This window comes from Parapusillimonas granuli (assembly GCF_013416525.1).
In the GTDB taxonomy this organism is placed as follows: Bacteria; Pseudomonadota; Gammaproteobacteria; order Burkholderiales; family Burkholderiaceae_B; genus Parapusillimonas; species Parapusillimonas granuli.
In genome coordinates this window covers 393,469-415,501 of sequence record NZ_JACCEM010000001.1, presented here as the reverse complement: position 1 = coordinate 415,501, position 22,033 = coordinate 393,469, and the positions used below count along the sequence as shown (strand labels likewise).

The window sequence follows — 22,033 nt, the reverse complement described above, 5'->3', positions numbered from 1 at the left end:
TCCGGTCTCTTTGCTCAGCGCAGATACGGCATGGCGCGGATCCGCGGCCCGATGAAATCCAGGAAGCTCTGTGCCGCGGGGGACAGCGTGCGCCCGCGCCGTGTGAATACCTCGAAACTACGATATACCTCAGGACTCGCCACAGGCCGCATCCGCAGGCCGTAGACTTCGATCAGCGACGCGGCGTACGGAATGCAGAGCGCTACGCCGAGCCCGGACTTGACCATTGACAGCGCCGTCGACATGAACGCGACTTCGGTGGACGGCGCGAACGCCAGCTCCGGTGCGGAAGCGCGCAGATCGCGGATCAGCAGCCCGGTGAACTGGCCCTGCAATGTGATGACCGGATGGCTCGCCAGATCGGCCCAGCGCAGGCGCTTGTGCCTATCGAGCGCGTGGCCGGCCGGGAAGACGGCCATGAACGGGCCGTCGAACAACCGTGTCGAGGTGATGTCGGAGTTCGGCTCGCGCTCGGGGCCGATCCCCAATTCCACCTCGCCGGCGAACACGCGGGCCATGACGGCCTCCACCGGGGTATCCACCAGCCGGACCTGGATCATGGGGTGCAAGGCTTGGAAGGCGGCGATGAGATCCGGCATCAGCGTGGAAGCAAGCAGTTGAGAGGCCGCTATCCGGACCAGGCCGGTTTTCATGTCGCGCTGGTCGACGGCTTGCCGCAGCGCGCCGTCCAGGTCATGCAGCACGCCCTCCAGCGTTGGATACAAATGTTCCCCGATTTCGGTCAGGTACACGCGGCGGGTGCTGCGGTCGATCAGGCGCGCTCCCAGCGTCTGCTCCAACTCCTTGATCAGGCCGCTCAACGCGGATTGCGTGATGTATAGGCTTTCCGCCGCCAGCGTGAAGCTGCCGGTACGGGCGACCGCCAGAAAGGCGCGCAGCTGCCGCAAAGTTACATTCATGGGAAAACCCAATCAATCTATGAAAAAAAACTGTTTGAATGATATGTCACAACGGGCTTCAATGTACATGTCCATCCACCCCATCAGGAGACCATGATGAAAATCGATCGCATCCACCATGTCGCGTACCGCTGCAAGGACGCCAAGGAAACCGTGCTCTGGTACAACCAGATGCTGAAAATGGACTTCGTGCTGGCCATCGCCGAAGACCAGGTCCCTTCGACCAAAGAACCCGACCCCTACATGCACGTGTTCCTCGATGCAGGGGGCGGCAACGTTCTCGCATTCTTCGAGTTGCCCACCAAGCCGCCCATGGGGCGCGACCCCAACACCCCGGAATGGGTGCAACACATCGCCTTCCGCGTCAAGGACCGCGAGGAGCTGCTGGCATTCAAGGAGCACCTGGAGTCCCACGGAGTGGATGTGCTCGGCGTCACCGATCACGGGGCTTTTCACTCGATCTATGTTTTCGACCCCAACGGCCATCGAGTCGAACTGGCTTGTCCCGACCCCGATGAGGCCGCCATGGTGAAGCGGCTCGACGCGGTCAAGTGGGACATGCTCGAAGAATGGTCCAAGACCAAGCGCGCGCCCAAGCATGCGGCCTTTCTGCACGAACGGGAGTTCCGGCGCTGAGTGCCAAGATCATCCAGGCTCGCAGAATAGCCATACCCTATCACAGCGCTTAGATTAATCAATTTCACTAAAAACGCCGGCCTGGGTACACTGCTTCCAGAGCCTGGCGCCCAGCACTGGAAAAGCAGTTCCGCTAACCGCGCCATGCCATGTCTATCGTCAACACATAAAAAGGACTCAGCATGAAAAAGCTCACCACTGCCGCCGGGGCGCCAGTCGTAGACAACCAGAACACCATGACGGCCGGCCTGCGCGGCCCGGTTCTGCTGCAGGACGTCTGGCTGATCGAAAAGCTCGCCCACTTCGACCGCGAAGTCATCCCCGAGCGCCGCATGCACGCCAAGGGCGCGGGCGCCTACGGCACCTTCACCGTCACCAAGGACATCACCCAATACACCCGGGCCAAGCTCTTCTCGGAAGTCGGCAAGCAAACGCCCGTCTTCGCCCGCTTCTCGACCGTCGCCGGCGAGCGCGGCGCCGCCGATGCCGAGCGCGACATACGCGGTATCGCCATGAAGTTCTATACGGAAGAAGGGAACTGGGACCTGGTCGGCAACAACACCCCGGTGTTCTTCTTCCGTGATCCGCTCAAGTTCCCCGACCTGAACCACGCCGTCAAGCGCGACCCGCGCACCGGCATGCGCAGCGCCCAGAACAATTGGGAATTCTGGACGGGCCTGCCCGAGGCGCTGCACCAGGTCACCATCCTGATGAGCGACCGCGGCATCCCCGCGGGCTTCCGCAACATGCATTTGTTCGGCAGCCACACTTTCAGCTTCATCAGCGCCGACAACCAGCGCTACTGGGTGAAATTCACCTTCAAGACCCAGCAGGGCATCAAGAACCTGACGGACGCCGAGGCGTGTGAAGTGGCGGGCCGCGACCGCGAAAGCTCCCAGCGCGACCTGTTCGAAGCCATCGAGGACAAGGACTTCCCCCGCTGGACCATGTACGTGCAGATCATGCCCGAGAAGGATGCGGCCACCTATCACCTCAACCCGTTCGACCTGACCAAGGTATGGCCGCATGGCGACTATCCGCTGATCGAAGTGGGCGTGCTGGAATTGAACCGCAACCCTGAAAACTTCTTCGCCGAAGTGGAACAGGCCGCCTTCACCCCCGCCAACGTGGTGCCCGGCATCGGGTTTTCGCCCGACCGCATGCTGCAAGCGCGCCTGTTTTCCTACGGCGACGCGCAGCGCTACCGCCTGGGCGTCAATCACCACCAGATCCCCGTGAACGCGCCCAAATGCCCCTACCACAGCTTCCACCGGGACGGCGCCATGCGGGTCGACGGAAACTACGGCCGCACGACCGGCAACGAACCCAATCTGCAGGGCGAATGGCAGGAACAGCCGGACTACCGCGAACCACCGCTTTCGATCGAAGGCGCCGCCGACCACTGGAATCATCGCGTGGACGAGGACTACTACTCGCAGCCCGCCGCCCTGTTCCGTCTGATGACTGACGAACAGAAGCAGGCTTTGTTCGACAATACCGCCCGCGCGATCTCGGGCGCCTCCAAAGACGTGCAGGAACGCCACATCCACCATTGCACCCTGGCGGACCCCGCCTATGGGGCGGGCGTGGCCGCGGCGATCCGGGCCCTGGCTGCCTAAGCCGGCGATACTTCCCCCGCATGCGGGGGAAGTATCGGCAAACGTCACCCATGCCCCGTCACGGGGCATTTTCTATTTATTGCATCGGCATATTGCCGCTAGACGCTATCGCTATAGATAGCATTTGCCGTCCAGATAGGCTTTACGCCAGCGCGTGATGTTCATGCGCTCGAACAGCCCGCCTTGCGCAAAAGGATCGGCATTGACGAACTGCTCCGCTTCGGCGCGGGTGTCGACGTCGACGATATACACACTGCCGCTGCCGCCCAGCCCATCGTCGTCGAGCTTGGCCCCGCAGGCCAGCAGCAAGGCCTTGTTCTCTTCCAGATAATCCAGGTGCTTGTCCCGCAAAGCCTGCCTCAATGCCTGCGTATGCGGCTTGTCGAAGGTTTCTATCAAATAAGGCATGGTCATTCCCCGTTCACGATAAACTGTCGCTGCCTGCATAGTATTACGCTTTCCGCCGAATCGGCCGCCCGCCATGACCTTGCGCTCCCATGATCCCATCATCGCCATCGCCACCGCGCCCGGACGCGGCGGCATCGGCGTCGTACGCATTTCCGGCGGCTCGCTGGACGCCCTGCTGGCCAAGCTGTTCTCCGTACCGTTGAAGCCCCGGCATGCCCACTACCTGCCCTTCAACGACAAGGACGGCGACGCCATCGACATGGGCATCGCGCTGTACTTCAAAAGCCCCCATTCCTATACGGGCGAAGACGTACTCGAACTCCAGGGCCACGGCGGCCCCGCCGTGCTGCGCCGCATCCTGGAACACTGCCTGGAAACCGGCAGGGAATTCGGGCTGCGCCATGCCGAGCCCGGCGAGTTCACCCACCGCGCCTTCCTGAACGACCGCATGGACCTCGCACAAGCCGAAGCCGTCGCCGACCTGATCGACTCCTCGTCGGAAGCCGCCGCGCGCAGCGCCATGGCCTCGCTGAGCGGCACATTTTCCAGACAGGTCAACGCCCTGTCCGACCGCATCGTCCACCTGCGCATGCTGATCGAAGCCACGCTCGACTTTCCCGAAGAAGAAATCGACTTCCTGGAAAAATACCAGGCCCGCGCCGCCCTGGACACCCTCCGCAACGAACTGGCCGGCATGGTCGCCCAGGCAAGACAAGGCATGATCCTGCGCGACGGCCTGCACGTCGTGCTCGCCGGGCAGCCCAACGTGGGGAAATCCAGCCTGCTCAACGCCCTGGCCGGCGACGACATCGCCATCGTCACCCCCATCGCCGGCACCACGCGCGACAAAGTCGTGCAGCAAATCCACATCCAGGGCGTGCCCCTGCACATCGTCGACACCGCCGGCCTGCGCGAAACCGATGACACCGTCGAAAGCATCGGCATCGCCCGCAGCTGGGCCGAAATCGAAAAAGCCAACGTCATCCTCCACCTGCAGGACGCGCGCTCCCGCCAGGACGAACTCGACGCCGCCATCACCCAGCGCCTGCCGGCCCGCACCCCCGTGCTGAGAGTGCTGAACAAGATAGACCTGCTATCCGCCTCCGAACTGGAAAACCTCCTCGTAAACCAAACGGACGCCAACCAGATCGGCATCTCCGCCAAGACCGGCGCCGGCCTGCCGGAACTGCGCCAAAGGCTGCTGGACATCGCCGGCTGGAACCCCGGAACCGAGTCCCCCTGGCTCGCCCGCGAACGCCACCTGTCCGCGCTGAGCACCGCGGGCCATCACCTGGACCTGGCGGCGGAACACGCCAGCCACGACGACCGCGTCCTGGATTTGCTGGCGGAAGAACTGCGCCTGGCGCATGAAGCGCTTTGCAGCATCACGGGACAGTTCACCAGCGACGATTTATTGGGCGAGATTTTTTCTAGTTTTTGCATCGGGAAGTGAGATGGGGTCCAGGGATGTCCATTGAAGTCTGATGATGTGCCTGTAAGCCGTATAAATACAGGGATTTTTGTCTGCTGAGTGATTCGGTGATACAGTCAAAGCCATCGCTATTCGGGTCCATATATGGGTCCAATTTCACCGAATAGCCTGACTATTGACTTTCATGGACCCAAAGGAGGGCCCATGTCTCTCACTGATACCGCACTCAAAGCGCTCAAACCAAAGGATGCTTCTTACATCGTCAGTGACGATCGCGGGCTGTACGTCGAAGTGCTACCGAGTGGCAGCATCGTCTGGCGTTACCGCTATCGGCTGGATGGCAAACGGGAAAAGCTCACACTCGGTAAGTACCCGGCCCTTACCCTGAAGAACGCACGCTTGAAGCGGGACGAGGCGGCTCACCAAGTGGCGATGGGAGAGTCTCCGGCAAAGAGAAAGCAGCAGGAAAAGGTGGCCGGCGCAGAAGACGCCACCTTGGCCGAGTTCGCCGAGCGCTTCTTCAAGGACATCCAGTCACGCGACCGCAAGGACGTGACCATGCCGCGCCGCTACCTGGAAAAGGACATCCTGCCGCACATCGGCAGCAAGCCGATCCGGGACATCACCGCCGAGGACGTGCGCAGCGTCATCTGGCGCAAGAAGGAGCAAGGTTTCGATGCCGCCGCAGGCCAGGTGCGCGGCCTACTCAAGCGCATGTTCGATTACGCACTGACCTGCGGCCTGATCCAGGCCAACCCGGTCATGGCTCTGCCAATGCGCCACGTCTACCGCGCCGCCGCCCGCGACCGGGCGCTGACGCCGGACGAGATCCGGCAGTTCCTGCGTGCCATGCAGACATCCAACATCCGCCGCCAATTCAAGATCGCCTTCCAACTGATCCTGATGACGCTGGTGCGCAAGTCCGAGCTGATGCTGGCTCAGTGGAAAGACGTGCATCTGGACGAAGGCGAATGGCACATCCCGGTCGAGAACTCCAAGACCGGCAAGCCACACATCGTCTACCTGTCCACCCAGGCGAAGACTCTGTTCAAGGAACTCAAGCCGCTAGCCAGCAGCAGCGACTGGGTGCTGCCAGGGCGTGGCACCCTGACCAAGCCATTCGCCAACAATGCACTGAACCAGGCGCTGAAGGTGTCATTGCAGGGGCAGGAAATCCCGGCATTCACCATCCATGACCTGCGGCGCACTGCTTCGACCCTGTTGCACGAGCAGGGCTGGCCTTCGGATGTGGTGGAAAAGGCGCTGAACCACACCATCGGCGGCGTGCGCGGTGTCTACAACCGCGCCGAGTACGCCGAGCAGCGGCGGGAGATGTTGCAGGCGTGGTCGGACTACATCGACGGGCTGGTGCCGTCGGGGAATCTGGTGATCGGCACTGCTTCGGCTTGAGGGAGGCCTTTTCCTTTTTCGGGTAGAGCCGTTGTCCCTTGTGCACTATTCCCTTATCGATTTTCCCTTTGCCCGATGAGTTTTCCCTTACGCCAGAGAGTCTTCAACTGCGCATAACGCAGATTCTGTGACATGAAGAGCTCGGCTTTCTGCTTCAGCGCTGCTTGTTGGCTTGGGAAAGAACCGAGGCCGCCAGTTCTTTTGTGTCGTTGGCGTAATGGCCACTGACCAGCACACGGGCGGCCACGTCTTCCATCTTCGCCCCGGTCTGCTTGTCACCACTACGCTGGGCGAGGGCTGACGCGGCAAGGCTCTTGGCGATTTGTGACGATCCACTGTTTTGCAGCGTTTCGGATGCGAGCCTACCGATTCGCGTGGACGTCTGTTTCGTGTTCTTGGACATCATGGCTCCTTTCACATCAGGATTTGGACACGGGCCGAAACGGCACCACCTTGTTACCTAGAGCCGGATGGTCGTCAGCCGGTTTCTGGGTTGCTTTCAGTCGCGCAAACTCAACGACATTGGTCTTTCCCTGAAAGTAGCCTTCGGGCAGTCCAGCGAGTGCTTCAACATCCCCCGCAGCCAGTCCGATGTGCCTCGGGATGGCTTCCAAGGGCATGACTTTCTCTTCGACCAGCAGATCAATTGTGCGACGAAGCAGGCGAGGCCGCTCAGGCTTTCGATCGCCGTCACCCGGTTCCGATTTCGCCCCCCAACGCGCAGAGCGGCGCTTGAAAAGTATCAAAGCCCCCTCTTCATCCAGCAGCTCGAGTGCCTTCAGGCGCATGATGATCGCTGCGGCAGACACGCCCCACCGGCGCTTCAGCAGCAGCAAATCATCCAGCGTCGGTGGTATGCGAACCTCGGTGGCGAAAGTTTCGGCAGGCAGCAAAAAAGCGCCTGCAAAATAGTGTGCCTGTTTCTCCATCAGCTTGTGACGAGCACTGTCCGTTGTGCGTTGAATGTGACGATGCAAAACAAGATGCCCGACCTCATGGGCAAGATCGAAGCGACTGCGGTATCCATTGTCTTTGTCGGCAGACAGGAGGATGAGCGGGCGACCCAGCACCACGCTCCAAGCCGAAAGCCCCTCAATCTGCGCGATGCCGGTTTCTTCCCGGACGAGAATGACGCCAGCGCCTTCCACGGCAAGCGCCAAGTCTTGAATCGCCGAACGGCCCAGACGCCACAGATCCCGGCATTCACAGGCAGCTTTCTCGATGTCCTCGGCAGTGATCTCTTCCGGATCCGTGTAATTGCGAGAAGGCAAGTTGACTACGGGGTAGTCAACGTACTCCATCAATACGGTGGCCACGTCCTGTGCCCACTCAAGGCGGGCCTCAAGCATTGCTCGCGCCGCGACGTGTGCAGAAGCGTTGCTGCGGAAAAGCGGCAACGACAGCTTCGCTCCGGGTGCGCGCGTAAACCATTCCGGCGTGACATTGACCACGCCGGCGAGACGGTCGAGTGCATCGCGTTCTGGAGCCTGTGTTCCCGCGCGCCACTTACTGATAGTCGCAGGCGATACCCCTACCATCGACGCCAGCTGTACTTGGGTCAGGCGACGCGCAGCAAGAATCTGGCTAAGCCGATCCTTCTGGAATCCTTGTACTCCGCCCCGGCTCATGATCCCGTTCCGTATTTGTCCTGCTGCTTCCCGATGTTCTTCTTCAGCTTCGGCATGGCCAGGTCATCCTGCACTGTCGTCGGCTTCTGGTCGTACCGCTTGACGAACAAATCGATAGGTTCCCGAAAGAGCCAGCTTTCCATGTTCCGGTCTGGTACCGCAATTTGGATTGAGACTGGGGTTTCCGGTTGAACGTGCAGCGACCCGGCAAAACAGGCTACAAGAAAAACAACCGCATCCGATGGCGGCACATAGTCCGAAAACAGTTCTGGCTGAACCAACGGCTCAATGGCCGCGTTTGCCAAGGACATCTGTTTGCGCGTCTCGCTGCGCCGACCGCTGTTCCAGACTCCGTACTTGGTGTTGAAGCGTGCCAAGGTGAAGATTCCCGCCCGGCCCGTGATGATCTGGTTGCCGCGAAGCGGCGATGGAGACGCACCGCCTACAGCGAGCGCCCGATGAAAAGACTCGTTCATGTGGAAGTGGCGCAGCTGGCCGACCACACTGGGCAAGTGCCCGTCATCCATTCCTCGCGCTGCGGCATAGGCACGCTGGGCACCGACCAGCTTGGCTTCTTCGAGACCCATGACAAGTTCACGCGGGATGTTCCTCACGAGCAAGTCCTGGATCGTTTCTTGGGTCGGCTGGGCCATTGGCAACCCCATAATCGGATTTCGCATACGTGGATTCTACATCAAAAAACTTTCGCTTAAAGGGTATTTTCTTAGAATATTTGCCGGATGACCACTTCCACCGAAGATCTGCCACTGGTCTGATCTGCCGTTGTATGAGAGAATTGGCAGGACTTGGCAATCATATTTCAACGTCGGCAAGGGTGGGCAATGACAGAAGCAGAAGACGAAATCCTGACGCTGGATGAAGTCGCGGCCTATCTGAAGGCCGGCAAGCGCACGGTTTATCGGCTCGCGGCGGACAAGAAGATTCCGGCGTTCAAGCTCGGCGGCACTTGGCGGTTCCGCAAGGCCGACCTTGAGCAGTGGATTGCTCAGCAAACAACAGGCGGCCAACGCGGGGGGAAGGCATGACGAAACACCAAGACCAAAGCCAGATCAAGTGGATTTCCGATTTCATCTGGAACATCGCTGACGACCGCCTGCGCGACGTATATGTGCGTGGCAAGTACCGCGACGTGATCCTGCCGTTCACCGTGCTGCGCCGCTTGGACGCCGTGCTGGAGCCGACCAAGCAGCACGTTCTGGATCGCAAGAAGTTCCTCGACGCGCACCACGTGGCTGAGCAGGACGGCGCGCTGCGCATGGCGGCGGGGCAAGCCTTTTACAACGTCTCCGACTTCACCCTCGCCAAGCTCAAGGGAAGCAGCCAAGGGCAGCGCCTGCGTGATGACTTCATCGCCTACCTCGACGGCTTCTCGCCCAACGTGCAGGAAATCCTCACCAAGTTCAACTTCCGCAACCAGATCCAGAAGCTCGTCGATGCCCACGTCCTCGGCTACCTGATCGAGGATTTCCTCGACCCGGAGGTCAACCTCTCGCCGCTGCCGGTGAAGGACGCCGACGGGCGCGTCAAGCTGCCGCCGCTGGACAACCACGGCATGGGCACCGTGTTCGAGGAACTGATCCGCCGCTTCAACGAGGAGAACAACGAGGAGGCGGGCGAACACTTCACGCCGCGCGACGTGGTCAAGCTCATGGCCAAGCTGCTGTTCCTGCCTGTGGCCGAGCGCATCCAGTCCGGTACCTATCTGCTCTACGACGGCTCCTGCGGCACCGGCGGCATGCTCACCGTGGCCGAGGAAACCTTGCAGGAACTGGCTGACGACCACGGCAAGGAAGTCTCCATCCACCTCTACGGGCAGGAAATCAGCGACGAAACCTACGCCATCTGCAAGGCCGACCTGCTGCTCAAGGGCGAAGGCGGGGCGGCGGAGAACATCGTCGGCGGCGCGGACAAATCCACGCTGTCCGCCGACCAGTTCCGCAGCCGCGAATTCGACTTCATGATCTCCAACCCGCCCTACGGCAAGAGCTGGAAGACCGATCTGGAGCGCATGGGCGGGAAGCAGGGGTTCAATGATCCGCGCTTCATCGTCAGCCACGGCGACAACCCAGAACTCAAGCTCATCACCCGCTCCAGCGACGGCCAGCTCATGTTCCTCGTGAACAAGCTGTCCAAGATGAAGCGCAACGCGCCTGCCGATGGCGTGGGCAGCCGCATCGCCCTCGTCCACAACGGCTCGGCCCTGTTCACCGGCGACGCGGGCCAGGGCGAAAGCAACATCCGCCGCTGGGTGCTGGAAAACGACTGGCTCGAAGCCATCATCGCGCTGCCGCTCAACATCTTCTACAACACCGGCATCGCCACCTACATCTGGGTGCTGGCCAACCGTAAGCCCGCGCACCGCCGCGGCAAGGTGCAGTTGATCGACGCCAGCGTCTGGTTCCAGCCACTGCGCCGCAATCTTGGCAAGAAGAACTGCGAACTGGCCGAAGCCGACATTCAGCGCATCCTCGACCTCTACTTGGGCGAGACGCAGGAAACCGCGCAATCCAAATGGTTCGACACACAGGAGTTCGGCTACTGGAAGATCACCGTCGAACGCCCGCTGCGCCTGAAAAGCCAGTTGAAGCCTGCCGCCATCGAAACCCTGCGCTTCGCGTCGGGCGACGAAGCCTTGCGCGCGGAGATTTACGCCCAGCATGGCGACAAGCTCTACACCGACTTCGCCAAACTGAAGCCTGAAATCGAGGCATGGCTCAAGGGCGACGGCGAGGATGAATCGGACTGCAGCGACGAAGACGGCGAGGACAGCGCACCAGCCAAGAAGGCCGTGCCGGAAAAACGCCGCAAGAAGCTGCTCGACGCCGCGACATGGCAGCGCGACAAGGCGCTGCTCGATCTGGCGCTGCTGGCGCAGAAGGACTTGGGCGAGGCCGTGTTCGACGACCACAACGTCTTCCGCGCCAAGTTCGACGCGGCGATGAAGGCGCACGGCCAGAAGCTCGGCGCGGCGGACAAAAAGGTCATCTTCAAGGCCGTGAGCTGGCGCGACGACACAGCGCCGCCAGTGGTCGCCAAACGCACGAAGCTGAAGAAGGACGAGCACTTTGAGCCAGGCTTCGACGGCGCGTATCTGGAAATTGTTGGCAAGGATCGCTTCATGGTCGAGTACGAACCCGACAGCGATCTGCGCGACACCGAGCAGGTGCCGCTGAAGGAACCAGGCGGCATCGAAGCGTTCTTCCGGCGCGAAGTTCTGCCGCACGCAAGCGATGCATGGGTGGACAGTGAGAAGACGCAGATCGGCTACGAAATCTCCTTCGCCCGCTACTTCTACAAGCCCGCGCCGCTGCGCTCGCTGGCAGAAATTCGCGCCGACATCCTGAAACTGGAGCAGCAAACCGAGGGCTTGCTGCACAAGATCGTGGGGGGCGTCCCAGCATGAGCCAGCGCATCGACCTTCTGGCGTCTATCGCCAACACCATTCAGGACTACCGGAACGGCTCGCTCCCGCAGCCCATCCCCGAGCACGTCGACCGCTGGGTGCAACAGTTCGACGCTGCCGTGCAGTTGCCCATCCTGCAAGAAATCGACCACGTCCTGAAGAAGATCTACTTCTCGAAAGAGGATGTGGCCAAGTTTCTCCGTGGCGCGATGCGCACTGCGAAGCTTACCGGCGACAGGCCCGACAGGTTCTGGCGATCCGCCAACTTCCTCGACATTCAGGGTGGCGGCAGCAGCCAGACCGACATGCTGGCCTTGTTCTCCGAGCAACTGGAGGACGAGCATGGATTCGGCATCGACGACTGCGGGCAAGGCGACGAGGTTTTCATCTATCTGGATGACGGCATCTTCACCGGCAACCGCGTGCGACGCGATCTGGAGAATTGGATTCGTGACCATGCCCCCGCGCAGGCGAAGGTGCATGTAATCTGCATCGCCCTGCACAGCGGCGGGCAGTATTACGCGGGCGGAAAGATTCAAGACGCCATCAGAGCATCGCGTAAAAGCATCGGCATCACTTGGTGGCGAGCCGTCGAGCTGGAGGACAGGCGAGCCAAAAGCACAACGGCGGACGTGCTGCGCCCGACAGTGATTCCGAACGACCCGGCGGTGCAAGCCTACGTGGCGGCGATGAAATATCAGCCCACGCTCAGAACCGCAGGCAACCCCGGCACGGCGAACTTGTACTCCAGCGACGCGGCCAAGATTCTGCTGGAGCAAGAGTTCCTGAAGGCCGGCGTTCGCATCCGCCAGATTTGCCCCAACCTCGGCGACACGCAGCGCCCGTTGGGGCACATGACGCTGGAAACGCTGGGCTTCGGCTCGCTCATCGTTACCTACCGCAACTGCCCCAACAACGCGCCGCTGGCGTTCTGGGTGGATGCTCCGTGGTATCCGCTGTTCCCGCGCACCACCAACACGCAGACGGCGGTGAGACGGATGTTTGCCGATTTGGGAGGCGATCTCTGATGGGCGGAAGAAATCAGACCCGCACCTACAACCGCAAAGACAGCGTCGTCTTCCGCAAGACCGACGAGCCGTTCGGCGGCCTGTCCAACATGGCCGGGGGCTACCCGATTCATGTGCACGGCGTGCGGATACTGACTTCCGAGGCGCTGTATCAGGCTTGTCGCTTCCCGCACCTGCCCGATGTGCAGAGGCTGATCATCGGCCAGATCAGCCCGATGACGGCCAAGATGCGGAGCAAGCCCTACCGCAAGGACTCGCGCCCCGATTGGGATCAGGTGCGCGTGCGCATCATGCGCTGGAGCCTGCGCATGAAGCTGGCCAACAACTGGAACACCTTTAGCGCGCTGCTGCTGAAAACCGGCGAGCGGCCCATCGTCGAGGAATCACGCAAGGACGATTTTTGGGGAGCCAAGGTCGTTGACGACGGCGACACGCTGGTCGGCATGAATGTCTTGGGCAGGCTGCTGATGGAACTGCGCGAGCAGGTCAAGCAGCAGGGGCGCGACGCGGCGCTCGATATTGCACCGCCCGACATTCCGCAGTTCCTGCTGTTCGGCCAACCGATTGAAGTGGCAGCAGGTGCGTCAGCACTGCAGACCGCCGACACGCAGGATCAAGGCTCTCTGTTCGGTGGTGATGCCACTGCCAGCGTCGAGCCTGCGGCTCCACCGGCTCCGACCAGCGCGTATCCGAGCTACCGCCCTGCACGAATGCGTTGGCTGCCGCCCGTGCCGCAGCACTGGAACGAGCAACGCGCCAAGACCTTCTTCCGCGAGGTGGATGAACGCTCGCGCACCGGGCAGGAGGAATTGCTCTCCGTCTCGCACCTCACGGGTGTCACTCCGCGCAGCCAGAAAAACGTCACCATGTTCAAGGCGGCGAGCTATGTGGGTTCCAAGCTGTGCCAGCCCGGCGACATCGTTATAAACACGCTTTGGGCTTGGATGGCGGCGCTTGGTGCGAGTAGGCGTACGGGTATCGTCAGCCCAGCCTACGGCGTGTATCGTCCGCACCGCGCCGACAGCTTCAACCCGGCATATCTGGACTACCTGCTGCGTACCCGTGCCTACACCACCGAGTACATCGGGCGTTCGACTGGCATCCGCGCCTCGCGCCTGCGGTTGTATCCGAACCAGTTTCTCGATATTCCGCTGCTCCAGCCCCCGCGCCCCGAGCAAGACCAGATCGTCGCCTACCTGCGCGCGCAGGATGCGCACATCGTCCGCTTCATCAACGCCAAGCGCGACCTCATCGCGTTGATGGCCGAACAGCGTGGCGTTCTTGCAGAACAGGCGATTTCATCTGCGGAAACTCAACACCTTCGACTCGACAGGGTCGTTTCGCTTCTGGCGACGCCCATCACCAGAGAGCCGGAGGCGACATACACGCCGATTGGCATGTTCAACCGTGGCCGCGGCATCTTCCACAAGACGCCTACCGAGGGGAAACACCTTGGGGATTCGACTTTCTTCCGAATCGAAGAAGGCGACCTAATATTTAGTGGACAGTTCGCTTGGGAAGGAGCGATTGCCGTTGCCAATGCCGAAGATGATGGATGCATTGCGTCTCATCGCTACCCGATTGCCAAATGCAAATTTGATGTTGTCACGCCGGAGTATCTCTACACGTTCTTCTTGAGCAAGGCAGGCGACCTGATTCTCAACCATCATTCACGCGGCGCGGCAGGGCGCAATCGCCCGCTGAATCCGCGCTCGCTGATGAAAGAGAAGATTCCGGTTCCGCCGCTGCATCTGCAACGCGAAGTCTCCGATTTTTTCTACGAAGAACAATCGGTGCGTCGTGAGATCGAGAAGGAGATCACCCTGATCCGCGAATACCGCGACCGCCTTATTGCCGATGCCGTCACCGGTCAGGTGGACCTGCGCGCCTGGCGGCCCGGCCCGGATGATGCGGTCAGCGACGACTACCTTGCCGCGCTGGGTGATGATGACGCCGACCCCGCCGAGGAGGAAGCCGATGGCAACGAGTAAGAAACCGACTGCCCGTAAGACATCCGCACCAGCGGCTCGCAAGACCGGCGCGGCGCTGGCCGCCACGGCAAAGGACTACCCGGCCCTGCTGGCCGAGGTGAAGGCGCGCATCCAGTCCGCCCAATACGCGGCGTTGCGTGCGGTCAACAAGGAACTGGTCGGCCTGTATTGGGACATCGGGCGGATGATCGTCGAACGCCAGCAGATCGAGGGCTGGGGCAAGGGCGTGGTGGAGCAGCTTTCCAACGACCTGCGCGCGGCCTTCCCCGGCGTGGGCGGGTTCTCGACGCAGAACCTGTGGTACATGCGCCAGTTCTTTCAGGAATACAGCGCCGCACCAAAACTCCAACCACTGGTTGGAGAAATCGGCTGGGCGCACAACCTGCTTATCCTGTCGCGCTGCAAGGACGCGCAGGAGCGCGAGTTCTACCTGCGCATGACGCGCAAGTTCGGCTGGTCGAAGAACGTGCTCGCCCACCAGATCGACAACCAGAGCTATGAGAAGTCACTGCTCGGCCAGACCAATTTCGACCGCACGCTGACCCCGGCCCTGCGCGCGCAGGCCAAGTTGGCGGTGAAGGACGAATACGCCTTCGACTTCCTCGAACTGGGCGAGCAGCACAGCGAGCGCGAGCTGGAACGCGCGCTGATCGCCCGCATCGAGGACTTCTTGCGCGCGATGGGCGGCATGTTCGCCTTCATGGGCAGCCAGTACCGGCTGGAGGTGGAAGGCAAGGAATACTTCATCGACCTGCTGCTGTTCCATCGTCGCTTGCGCGCGCTGGTTGCCATCGAGTTGAAGATCGGCGAGTTCGAGCCGGAGTTCGTCGGCAAGATGCAGTTCTACCTCACGGCGCTGGATGCGCAAGTGCGGCAGGAGGACGAGAACCCGTCCATCGGCATCATCCTGTGCAAGGAGAAAACCCGCACCATCGTCGAATACGCCCTGCATGACGCGCGCAAGCCCATCGGCGTGGCGACCTACGAAATCACCAAGACGCTGCCGAAGGAACTGAAAGACCAGTTGCCGTCGCCCAAAGCCATTGCCCGCCTGCTGGAGAGCATATGAAACCGACCGACACCAGCGAATTGGGCCTGGAACGGCTGATCGTGCGCCATCTGGCGGGCATCAGCGAGCACCCGCCGGTGACACCGAACACTGTTGGTGAACCGGAGGCCTTGTATGCGCCGGGCGGCTATGTGCTAGGCCGGGCGAGCGACTACAACCGCGACGTGGCGCTGGACGTGCCCAAGCTGCTGGAGTTCCTGCACGCCACCCAGCCCACTGCGGTGGAAACGCTCAACCTCGCTGCCGACGGCATCCAGCGCACGCAGTTCCTGCACCGGCTGCAGGGTGAAATAGCCAAACGCGGCGTGGTGGATGTGCTGCGCAAGGGCGTGAGCCACGGGCCGGTGACGGTTGATCTCTACAAGCTGTTGCCCACGCCGGGCAACACCGCTGCTGCCGAGGCGTTCAAGCAGAACATCTTCAGCGTCACCCGGCAGGTGCGCTACAGCAACGACTCCGGCAACGAACTGGACTTGGTGGTCTTCATCAACGGCCTGCCGGTGCTGACCTTCGAGCTGAAGAACTCCCTGACCAAGCAGACGGTGGCGGACGCCATCGTCCAGTACCAGACCACGCGCGACCCGAAGGAATTGCTGTTCCAGCCGGGCCGTTGCATCGCGCACATGGCGGTGGACGATGCCGAGGTGCGCTTCTGCACCGAGTTGAAGGGCAAGGCGTCGTGGTTCCTGCCGTTCAACCAGGGCTGGAACAGCGGCGCGGGCAATCCGCCGAACCTCAACGGCATCAAGACCGATTACCTGTGGAAGCAGGTGCTGGTGAAGGACTCGTTGGCGAACATCATCGAGAACTACGCGCAGGTGGTGGAGGACGAGGAGGAAGACGCCAGCGGCAGGCGGCGCAGAACCCGCAAGCCGGTGTTCCCGCGCTTTCACCAGTTGCGCACGGTGCGCGCCCTGCTGCAGCGCAGCCGCGCCGACGGCGTGGGCCAGCGTTACCTGATCCAGCACTCGGCGGGCAGCGGCAAGAGCAACACTATTGCGTGGCTGGCGCACCAGTTGGTGGAGTTGAAGACGACGGCGGATGACACTCAGGCGCAGTTCGATTCGGTCATCGTCATTACCGACCGGCGCGCGCTGGACACCCAGATTCACAAGACCATCAAGGGCTACGACCATGTGGCCTCGATCCTCGGCCATTCGGACAACGCGCAGGAACTGCGCGACTTCTTGCGCCGGGGCAAGAAGATCATCGTCACCACGGTGCAGAAGTTCCCCTTCATCCTCGACGAGCTTGGCGACTTGGGCGACAAGAAGTTCGCGCTGCTGATCGACGAGGCGCATTCCAGTCAGGGCGGCAAGACCACGGCCAAGATGCATCAGGCGCTGGGTGGTGTGACTGAAGAGGAGTTCGAGGAAGATTCCACGCAGGATGCGGTGAACGCGGAAATCGAAAAGCGCATTGCTTCGCGCAAGCTGCTGGCCAACGCCAGCTACTACGCCTTCACGGCTACGCCGAAGACCAAGACGCTGGAGTTGTTCGGCGAACGGGTGACGGTGGGCGACAAGGTGCAGTTCCGCTCGCCGGAGGAACTGACCTACACCACCAAGCAGGCGATACAGGAGGGCTTCATCCTCGACGTGATCGCCAACTATACGCCGGTGGACAGCTTCTACCACGTCGCCAAGACCATCGAAGACGATCCGCAGGTGGACAAGCTGAAGGCGCTGAAGAAGATCCGGCGCTACGTCGAGTCGCACGACAAGGCCATTCGCCGCAAGGCGGAGATCATGGTCGATCACTTCACCGCGCAGGTGATCGGCGCGAAGAAGGTGGGCGGCAAGGCGCGGGCGATGATCGTTTGCAACGGTATTGCGCGCGCCATTGACTACTGGCGCGAGGTGTCGGACTACCTCGCCGAAATCAAAAGCCCTTACAAGGCCATCGTCGCATATTCGGGCGACTTCGAGATCGGCGGGTCGAAGAAGACCGAGGCCGACCTCAACGGCTTTCCGAGCAAGGACATTCCGGCCAAGCTCAAGCAAGACCCGTATCGCTTCCTGATCGTCGCCAACAAGTTCGTCACCGGCTTCGACGAACCGCTGCTGCACACCATGTATGTGGACAAACCACTGGCCGGCGTGCTGGCGGTGCAGACGCTGTCGCGCCTGAACCGAGCGCACCCGCAGAAGGCGGACACCTTCGTGCTCGACTTCGCTGACAACGCCGAAGCGGTGAAAGCGGCGTTTCAGGAGTATTACCGCGCCACGATTCAGGACGGCGAAACCGACCCGAACAAGCTGCACGACATCAAGGCCGAGTTGGACGCGCAGCAGGTTTACAGCGCCCAGCAGGTGGATGACTTGGTGGCGCTGTATCTGTCCGGTGCCGACCGCGACAAGCTCGATCCCATTCTTGATCTCTGCGTGGCCGAATACGCCAGCAAGCTCGGCGAGGACGATCAGGTCAAGTTCAAGGGCAAGGCCAAGGCGTTCGTGCGCAGCTATGGTTTCCTGTCGGCGATCCTGCCCTACGGCCATCCGGCGTGGGAGAAGCTGTCGATTTTCTTGAATTTCCTGATTCCGAAGCTCCCTGCTCCGAAAGAAGAAGACCTTTCCAAGGGCGTGCTGGAAGCCATCGACATGGACAGCTATCGCGCGCAGGCGCAGGCGGCGATGAAGATGGCGCTGGACGACACGGACGCCTTCGTCGAACCGCCGCCGCCCGGTGGCGGTGGCGGCGGTAGCGAGCCGGACCTGGACAGGCTCTCGAACGTCATCAAGCAGTTTAACGACCTGTTCGGCAACATCGAGTGGCACGACGCCGACAAGATCAAGCAGGTCATCATCGAAGAAATCCCCGCGCGCGTGGCGCAGGACAAGGCGTATCAGAACGCGCAGGCCAACTCCGGCAAGCAGAACGCGCGGCTGGAACACGACAAAGCGCTCAACCGCGTGGTGCTGGAACTGCTGGACGACCACACCGAACTGTTCAAGCAGTTCAGCGACAACGCTAACTTCAAACGCTGGCTGGCGGACATGGTGTTCGACTCCACCTATCACCCCGGCGCGACACCGCCCGCGCCGCCTCAGGCGGGCGCCTGAGAGACGGAAATGGGTGTCGGCGAAGACTTTTGCACTTTCTGCGGCAATCTGGCCGTGAAGAACCGCAGTTCGATACCGGATCGCTATGAGAGATGAGCTGCAATCACGACTCACCAATATCTACGCCACAGCGCCCAGAACCAATTCCAAGGCGTATGGCATTGCCAGTGACGGGTTGAAGGCGCAGGAGGAGATGACGTTCTCGGATGAGGAGATCGACAAGTTCCTTCCAGCCGCCCTGCATCGCCGGCATCCTCAGGCTCCTAGGTAGATTGATGTTACTTTCAGCCTTTCATGCCCTAGTTCGCGGCTGATCTGCTGCCGGGCGTGTTGGTCGCTCATTCGATAGTCTGCATTGAGTTGGGCTCTGCCAGGACCACCCGCCGCCGGTGCCTTCCACCCCGTCAGCGCCTCATACCGCATTTGCGCGTATCGATGCCGCAGACCGTGCATGTTGCTCAACCCCGCTGCCTTGCACTGGCCGTCGTAAACATGCCGCTGCTGGATGTAGGTCTTGTGCGCCGGGATCAGCGAACCTGGGCCGGCCAGCCGATGGGCCTCGTCCAGCACCGCACGCTGTTCCGGCGTCGTGACGGGTACCGTCCGCTCGCGTCCGCCTTTGGCCCACGATCCCTTGATGGCGATGTGGTCGCCGCGGTCGGCATAACGGGGCTGGAACTTGATGGATTCCTCTCGCCGCAGGCCGAAAGCCGCTTGCAGGCGCAGGCTCATGCGGACGTGGGGATCTGTGATCCTGTCCAGCCTATTATCCAGTTCCTTGGCCTTGTTTTCATGGGCCACGTGGTGCCGCTCAGGAATGCCTAGCTTGGTGTTGTCTGCCGGCAGAATGCCTGCCTTGCCAACCTTCTCGGCCCACCAGCGCAGGTGCGCCATGCGGTTCTTCAGCGTACCGGCCGACAGGCCTTCGGCTTGCCAGCGCTGCAACAGGGCTTCGACATGCTTGCCCTTGAGCGAGGTGGCCCGCATCTGGCGAAAGCCCGCCTCGCGCAGTTGGCGTGCGGCCAGACTCAGCGACCGTTGCCGGTCAGCCTGGGTGGCGTGGCTGCCGTCGCGGTTGCGCTGGCAAAGCTGGCGCAGGGTATAGGTCAGGTCGTCCATCGCGGTGTTGTTTCATCGGTTGTCGGGGCTGAGAAGCAAACGGTCAGTGTTTTTGCCAACTCGTCAAGGCGAGATCCCCGAGGGGCAAGGGCCAGGTGCTCAGTTCACCTGTGGCCTCTAATGAGGCGTCCGCCTTGCTTCCTGTGGGAAGGCCGGGCGGAAGAGTTGCAAGGGACAACAACGCGATGTGCTGGGATAGGTACCTCCTGTGGAGTGGTGGAAAACGAGGCAGCAGGCCGCGCGAGGACGGGCGACCAGCAACGAGTGCCCCGAGTGGTGGGCGTGTGTTGCGACGATGGCGAGACGAACCACGCCGAGGATGAGGATGGCTCTGCCCATGGGTAGGGCGGCACACCAAGCGAGCCTGGGTGTGCCTGGGATGGTTCCATCCGGCGAACCGGGTCGGCGCTTGCAGGAACCTGTGCCAGGGTTCCGGTGTTCATACCCACCGGTAGGTCGTTGTTGGGCCAGTGTGCCGGGGCATCGTCATGTGCGCAGCCATCAACGCGATACTGCGCCAACCCGCGTTGATGCTGCAGTTCGACGGGCCGTCACTGCGGTGGGCAGTGACGGCCCCATCTGTCTCATGCCGAGCCCAGTGGCCCCAACCTTGCAGCAGCGGGCGTGTTCCCCGGGGCTGTTGGCAGCATTCCGCTGTCAGCCATGCACCCGATGATCTGCCCGATGGGCAGCGATGGCGTCTTCAGCATGCGCCGGATCTGTTCCAGATGCCGTTGCGCCACCTCGCGCGACGCAGGCTTTGCGGCTTGGCTGCTGGACGATGGAGAAGGAACTGGCGGCGAGCCATGCAGGCTGTTGTTGATGGCCTGCATGGGTGTCTGCTGCGGAGTGGATTTGCGGGCGGCCCAGAGCTTGAAGACGCCTTCCACGGCCTTCTTGATCAAACCGTAGAGGTAGGCGATGGCGTTGTGCACACCACCTGATTCGCAGCGCACGTCCCACTCGGCCAGCACTGCAAGGCGCTTCTCCGGCGGCAAGCCCCTCAGACGCGCGGTGAGAACCCGTTGCTGATCCTGCGGCAGCTGCCGGAAGCGGGCTGGCACATCTGGCCCCAATGCTCGCACTTCGGGTTGTGAGCGGTGTGTACGTACTTCTTTTAATACTTCTTTTTCTACAGTACGTACTGCTGTCGCAGATGCCGGAACGGGTTTCGGAATGCCGCCGCTGGCTTCGGGCACGAGGGCATCGCGCGTAGTTGAGCCACCAGGACTGCCCGGGCCATGGTCGTCGCCACGGTGCTGTAGGCGCCTGATCCGCTCCTGCATCGTTGCGGGCAGCTTTTCCAACCTGTCCGGATGGCGCATGGCCTCATCGAGAATGGACTGCGCCAGTTGGCGGATCGTCACGCTGGAGTGGCCGAGCGCCCGTTCCAGCAGCGGCAGGTAGTCTTCGTCCTCCATGCAGGCGTCGTCGAACGCAAGGGGCTGAGTCCGCACCGCGTAGCGGCTGGCCATCGAGAAGCCAGTCATCGGGTTGCGGCGGTACTCGACCAAAGCGATCCAAGTGGACCGCCGCAAGCACAGCACGGCCCTGGATACGGTTTCAAGGGCAGCCCGCTTGCTGCCCGGTGCGCTGGGCAGGTACTTGCGCAGCGCGTCATAGCTGAGGACCACGGTGCCATCGCTGCTGGCCAGCGCACGGAAAGTTAGCCAGGCGTTGCGCTCCAGCGGCGCCAGCCGCTCATCGAGCAACAGGGCTTTCGGGGTGACGATGTCTGAAACTTGGTGTGACATGGTGAGGCTCCTATCGGTATTGGCCAACTGGCCAAAGGAGCCGTCATCTCACCCCGGCATCACCGCTGTCGCAGCCAACAATCCGAACTGCGCTCCTCCCGTTTTTTCGAGCTGAAGCAGGGCACAACATCCTTGGTCTTCCGGATCAGGAGGTGGGAAAATGAGCTCGTTGCAGCGTACTGGATCTTGGCGGACGTCGATGGCTGGGTTCACTGTCTCTGATCAGGTCGTCCGCTGACACATCACATCGGTAACGGGAGAGCGAGAAGCGTCCATGGAGGGCCATCAGCCGCTACCAAGGGATACGCTTGGTTTTTGGGTCCAAGAATAGGTCCAAATTCATTGAGTTGCCTCAAAAACTCCATTAAAAATCAATTGGATACAGAGGAAGCGCCGCTTCTGCATCGGGAAGTGAGGTGGGGCTCAAAGGAGGGTCCATGTCTCTCACAGATACCGCACTCAAGGCGCTCAAGCGCCGGGGAATGCTTTCGGACGCAGGGTGCTGCGCCTTCAACCATGCAGCGCAGTGCCGT

General features: G+C 61.5%; 18 protein-coding genes. 11 read left to right on the top strand and 7 right to left on the bottom strand.

Annotation, left to right across the window (positions count from 1 at the left end; translation table 11 throughout):
* Positions 1-14 precede the first annotated feature (14 nt).
* Positions 15-920, bottom strand: a complete 906-nt coding sequence (locus H0A72_RS01950) for a LysR family transcriptional regulator (RefSeq protein ID WP_180153303.1) — start codon at positions 918-920, stop codon at positions 15-17.
* A gap of 96 nt (positions 921-1,016) precedes the next feature.
* Between H0A72_RS01950 and H0A72_RS01945 the strand changes: the two genes are divergently transcribed.
* Both H0A72_RS01945 and H0A72_RS01940 read left to right on the top strand, forming a co-directional pair.
* Positions 1,017-1,556, top strand: a complete 540-nt coding sequence (locus H0A72_RS01945) for a VOC family protein (protein WP_180153531.1) — start codon at positions 1,017-1,019, stop codon at positions 1,554-1,556.
* Between the two features lie 182 nt (positions 1,557-1,738).
* Complete coding sequence (locus tag H0A72_RS01940) at positions 1,739-3,175, top strand: catalase (protein WP_180153301.1); 1,437 nt, start codon at positions 1,739-1,741, stop codon at positions 3,173-3,175.
* A gap of 111 nt (positions 3,176-3,286) precedes the next feature.
* Here the strand turns inward: H0A72_RS01940 and H0A72_RS01935 are convergent, their stop codons facing one another.
* The gene (locus H0A72_RS01935; protein WP_180153299.1) at positions 3,287-3,583 is read right to left on the bottom strand and encodes a YciI family protein; all 297 of its coding nucleotides are present in this window, start codon (positions 3,581-3,583) and stop codon (positions 3,287-3,289) included.
* 73 nt (positions 3,584-3,656) lie between these two features.
* On the opposite strand from H0A72_RS01935, the gene mnmE reads away from it, so the two are divergent.
* Together mnmE and H0A72_RS01925 are read left to right on the top strand one after the other, a co-directional pair.
* Complete coding sequence (gene mnmE / locus H0A72_RS01930; RefSeq protein WP_425502532.1) at positions 3,657-5,036, top strand: tRNA uridine-5-carboxymethylaminomethyl(34) synthesis GTPase MnmE; 1,380 nt, start codon at positions 3,657-3,659, stop codon at positions 5,034-5,036.
* A 183-nt stretch (positions 5,037-5,219) separates the two neighbouring features.
* Positions 5,220-6,425 (top strand): tyrosine-type recombinase/integrase, encoded by a 1,206-nt coding sequence (locus tag H0A72_RS01925; RefSeq protein ID WP_180153297.1) that lies wholly within the window; start codon positions 5,220-5,222, stop codon positions 6,423-6,425.
* Positions 6,426-6,579: 154 nt separating this feature from the next.
* Here the strand turns inward: H0A72_RS01925 and H0A72_RS01920 are convergent, their stop codons facing one another.
* From H0A72_RS01920 to H0A72_RS01910, 3 genes are read right to left on the bottom strand one after another with little or no spacing between them, the layout of a single operon-like run.
* Complete coding sequence (locus tag H0A72_RS01920) at positions 6,580-6,831, bottom strand: hypothetical protein (RefSeq protein ID WP_246814986.1); 252 nt, start codon at positions 6,829-6,831, stop codon at positions 6,580-6,582.
* A 13-nt stretch (positions 6,832-6,844) separates the two neighbouring features.
* The gene (locus H0A72_RS01915) at positions 6,845-8,053 is read right to left on the bottom strand and encodes an XRE family transcriptional regulator (protein ID WP_180153293.1); all 1,209 of its coding nucleotides are present in this window, start codon (positions 8,051-8,053) and stop codon (positions 6,845-6,847) included.
* Positions 8,050-8,706: an alpha/beta hydrolase gene (locus H0A72_RS01910; protein WP_180153291.1), complete on the bottom strand. Its 657-nt coding sequence runs from the start codon at positions 8,704-8,706 to the stop codon at positions 8,050-8,052. The genes H0A72_RS01915 and H0A72_RS01910 overlap by 4 nt, the downstream gene beginning before the upstream one ends.
* Positions 8,707-8,895: 189 nt before the next feature.
* Here H0A72_RS01910 and mads1 point away from each other — a divergent pair, with 189 nt between their 5' ends.
* The 7 genes from mads1 (at position 8,896) to H0A72_RS22495 (ending at position 18,898) form a co-directional block, all read left to right on the top strand.
* Positions 8,896-9,099 (top strand): methylation-associated defense system helix-turn-helix domain-containing protein MAD1, encoded by a 204-nt coding sequence (mads1, locus tag H0A72_RS01905; RefSeq protein WP_180153289.1) that lies wholly within the window; start codon positions 8,896-8,898, stop codon positions 9,097-9,099.
* The gene (locus tag H0A72_RS01900) at positions 9,096-11,477 is read left to right on the top strand and encodes a type I restriction-modification system subunit M (protein ID WP_180153287.1); all 2,382 of its coding nucleotides are present in this window, start codon (positions 9,096-9,098) and stop codon (positions 11,475-11,477) included. Before mads1 ends, H0A72_RS01900 begins: the two co-directional genes overlap by 4 nt.
* Positions 11,474-12,505 (top strand): phosphoribosyltransferase-like anti-phage protein, encoded by a 1,032-nt coding sequence (locus tag H0A72_RS01895; RefSeq protein ID WP_180153285.1) that lies wholly within the window; start codon positions 11,474-11,476, stop codon positions 12,503-12,505. The genes H0A72_RS01900 and H0A72_RS01895 overlap by 4 nt, the downstream gene beginning before the upstream one ends.
* Entirely contained in the window at positions 12,505-14,496 is a 1,992-nt protein-coding gene (locus H0A72_RS22070) for an NADAR family anti-phage protein (RefSeq protein WP_246437025.1), read from the top strand. Before H0A72_RS01895 ends, H0A72_RS22070 begins: the two co-directional genes overlap by 1 nt.
* The gene (locus H0A72_RS01880) at positions 14,483-15,565 is read left to right on the top strand and encodes a PDDEXK nuclease domain-containing protein (protein ID WP_180153283.1); all 1,083 of its coding nucleotides are present in this window, start codon (positions 14,483-14,485) and stop codon (positions 15,563-15,565) included. Before H0A72_RS22070 ends, H0A72_RS01880 begins: the two co-directional genes overlap by 14 nt.
* Complete coding sequence (locus H0A72_RS01875; RefSeq protein WP_180153281.1) at positions 15,562-18,627, top strand: type I restriction endonuclease subunit R; 3,066 nt, start codon at positions 15,562-15,564, stop codon at positions 18,625-18,627. Before H0A72_RS01880 ends, H0A72_RS01875 begins: the two co-directional genes overlap by 4 nt.
* An 85-nt stretch (positions 18,628-18,712) precedes the next feature.
* Positions 18,713-18,898, top strand: coding sequence for a hypothetical protein (locus tag H0A72_RS22495; RefSeq protein WP_425502533.1), 186 nt, complete (start codon positions 18,713-18,715; stop codon positions 18,896-18,898).
* Here H0A72_RS22495 and H0A72_RS01870 read toward each other — a convergent pair.
* Positions 18,883-19,746 (bottom strand): phage integrase N-terminal domain-containing protein, encoded by an 864-nt coding sequence (locus tag H0A72_RS01870; RefSeq protein ID WP_180153279.1) that lies wholly within the window; start codon positions 19,744-19,746, stop codon positions 18,883-18,885. The two genes, H0A72_RS22495 and H0A72_RS01870, sit on opposite strands and share 16 nt — an antisense overlap.
* A gap of 584 nt (positions 19,747-20,330) precedes the next feature.
* A complete protein-coding gene (locus H0A72_RS01865; RefSeq protein ID WP_180153277.1) occupies positions 20,331-21,500 on the bottom strand; it encodes an STY4528 family pathogenicity island replication protein in 1,170 nt (389 codons plus the stop codon).
* Positions 21,501-22,033 lie beyond the last annotated feature (533 nt).

Excerpts from the sequence above, each read along its gene's own strand:
- H0A72_RS01950 (WP_180153303.1), bottom strand. The coding sequence starts at position 920 with ATGAATGTAACTTTGCGGCAGCTGCGCGCCTTTCTGGCGGTCGCCCGT.
- H0A72_RS01945 (WP_180153531.1), top strand. The coding sequence starts at position 1,017 with ATGAAAATCGATCGCATCCACCATGTCGCGTACCGCTGCAAGGACGCC.
- H0A72_RS01940 (WP_180153301.1), top strand. The coding sequence starts at position 1,739 with ATGAAAAAGCTCACCACTGCCGCCGGGGCGCCAGTCGTAGACAACCAG.
- H0A72_RS01935 (WP_180153299.1), bottom strand. The coding sequence starts at position 3,583 with ATGCCTTATTTGATAGAAACCTTCGACAAGCCGCATACGCAGGCATTG.
- mnmE (WP_425502532.1), top strand. The coding sequence starts at position 3,657 with ATGACCTTGCGCTCCCATGATCCCATCATCGCCATCGCCACCGCGCCC.
- H0A72_RS01925 (WP_180153297.1), top strand. The coding sequence starts at position 5,220 with ATGTCTCTCACTGATACCGCACTCAAAGCGCTCAAACCAAAGGATGCT.
- H0A72_RS01920 (WP_246814986.1), bottom strand. The coding sequence starts at position 6,831 with ATGATGTCCAAGAACACGAAACAGACGTCCACGCGAATCGGTAGGCTC.
- H0A72_RS01915 (WP_180153293.1), bottom strand. The coding sequence starts at position 8,053 with ATGAGCCGGGGCGGAGTACAAGGATTCCAGAAGGATCGGCTTAGCCAG.
- H0A72_RS01910 (WP_180153291.1), bottom strand. The coding sequence starts at position 8,706 with ATGGCCCAGCCGACCCAAGAAACGATCCAGGACTTGCTCGTGAGGAAC.
- mads1 (WP_180153289.1), top strand. The coding sequence starts at position 8,896 with ATGACAGAAGCAGAAGACGAAATCCTGACGCTGGATGAAGTCGCGGCC.
- H0A72_RS01900 (WP_180153287.1), top strand. The coding sequence starts at position 9,096 with ATGACGAAACACCAAGACCAAAGCCAGATCAAGTGGATTTCCGATTTC.
- H0A72_RS01895 (WP_180153285.1), top strand. The coding sequence starts at position 11,474 with ATGAGCCAGCGCATCGACCTTCTGGCGTCTATCGCCAACACCATTCAG.
- H0A72_RS22070 (WP_246437025.1), top strand. The coding sequence starts at position 12,505 with ATGGGCGGAAGAAATCAGACCCGCACCTACAACCGCAAAGACAGCGTC.
- H0A72_RS01880 (WP_180153283.1), top strand. The coding sequence starts at position 14,483 with ATGGCAACGAGTAAGAAACCGACTGCCCGTAAGACATCCGCACCAGCG.
- H0A72_RS01875 (WP_180153281.1), top strand. The coding sequence starts at position 15,562 with ATGAAACCGACCGACACCAGCGAATTGGGCCTGGAACGGCTGATCGTG.
- H0A72_RS22495 (WP_425502533.1), top strand. The coding sequence starts at position 18,713 with ATGAGAGATGAGCTGCAATCACGACTCACCAATATCTACGCCACAGCG.
- H0A72_RS01870 (WP_180153279.1), bottom strand. The coding sequence starts at position 19,746 with ATGGACGACCTGACCTATACCCTGCGCCAGCTTTGCCAGCGCAACCGC.
- H0A72_RS01865 (WP_180153277.1), bottom strand. The coding sequence starts at position 21,500 with ATGTCACACCAAGTTTCAGACATCGTCACCCCGAAAGCCCTGTTGCTC.